This window comes from Pseudoflavonifractor sp. 60, assembly GCF_009911645.1.
Classification (GTDB): domain Bacteria; phylum Bacillota; class Clostridia; order Oscillospirales; family Oscillospiraceae; genus Lawsonibacter.
Window position 1 is genome coordinate 1 of the sequence record NZ_QWKI01000094.1, and the last position, 1354, is coordinate 1354.

Consider the following 1354-nt stretch of genomic DNA (forward strand, 5'->3'; position numbering starts at 1 on the left):
TGTCAGCGTATCCAACAGCTTTTCAATCTCGCTCTCCACCTGGGCCAACTCCGCTTGTTTTGCCGTCAGCTTCGGGCTGGCGGCTTTCTTCTTTTTGCGGCCCGTCAGCGTCTTGTAGTCCTCCAGCTTTTTCACCATCTGCTGGTAAACTACCGCCTCCAGGTCGTGAAGCCGGATAGCGCCACAACCGGGACAAGACTTGTTGTCGGCGTGAACGGTACAGCGAAAATAGATGTGGCCGCAAGAGTGGGCCGACATCAGAGCATAGCCACATTTGCCGCACTTGATTTTCCCGGCCATCCAGGAATGGCGGGCTTTCCTCGCCGGCTGGTAACTCTGGTTTGCTATGATTTTCTTACGCACCCGAAGCCACAACTCAGACGGGATAAAGCCCTCGCTGGGGGCCAGCACCAACATCTGGCCTTGCAGATATTTTTGCTTATTCTCGGTGTTGCCCTTACTGCGATAGTAGTAGCAGCCGTTTGTCCCCACGAAATCAGCGGCATCACTGTAAATTTCCGTTCCCTGGCTTTTGAAGAATTCATAAACATCCAGGTCAGCCATGACATAGATGGGATTGCGGAGAATAATGCTCAAGGTCGCTCTGGAAAGGGGCCTGCCGAAGTATGTCCGCATTCCCTGCTCGGTGAGCTGCCGGGTAATGTCATGGAGCGACACGCGCGGGTCAACATACATCTCGTACATCTGCCGCACGAACGCTGCCTCGGTCGGCTCAATCACCAGCTTCTTTGTATGGATGCCGTCAATGATGATAGGCTCCGTCCGAAATCCATACGGCGCTCTACCGCCCATTTTGAAACCGCGCTGACACCGAGCGTACCATGCGTCCTGCACTCGCTTTTGGATGGTTTCTCTCTCTAACTGCGCGAACACAATGCAGATGTTCAGCATCGCCCGGCCCATCGGTGTGGACGTGTCGAACTTCTCTGTGGAGGATATGAACTCTACGTTGTATTCCTGGAACAAAGCCATCATGTTTGCGAAGTCCAGAATGGAACGGCTGATGCGGTCGAGCTTGTAAACGACTACCCTGGCGATCAGCCCGCGCTTGATGTCCTCTACCAGCATTTGAAACTGGGGCCTGTCCGTATTCTTACCGCTGTAACCCTTATCTTGATACTCCCGGCAGCTTCCACCCCTCAATTCATATTTGCAAAACTCAATCTGACTTTCGATAGAAATACTATCCTTTTTGTCAATGGATTGTCTTGCATAAATTGCGTCAATTCGGTTGTTCATTTTGCGCTCCCTTTCTAAAAAGAAACGGAGCTGCTGACAGCTTCATTATACCGTCAGCAGCCCCGCAAATCAATCTCTATCTGAAAAAATCACG

1 protein-coding gene is annotated in these 1354 nt (G+C 51.7%); it reads right to left on the reverse strand.

Annotated elements, in window-relative coordinates:
• Window positions 1–1260: recombinase family protein (locus tag D1646_RS10865; RefSeq protein ID WP_160636480.1), on the reverse strand; the 1260-nt coding region annotated here is incomplete at its 3' end.
• Window positions 1261–1354 lie beyond the last annotated feature (94 nt).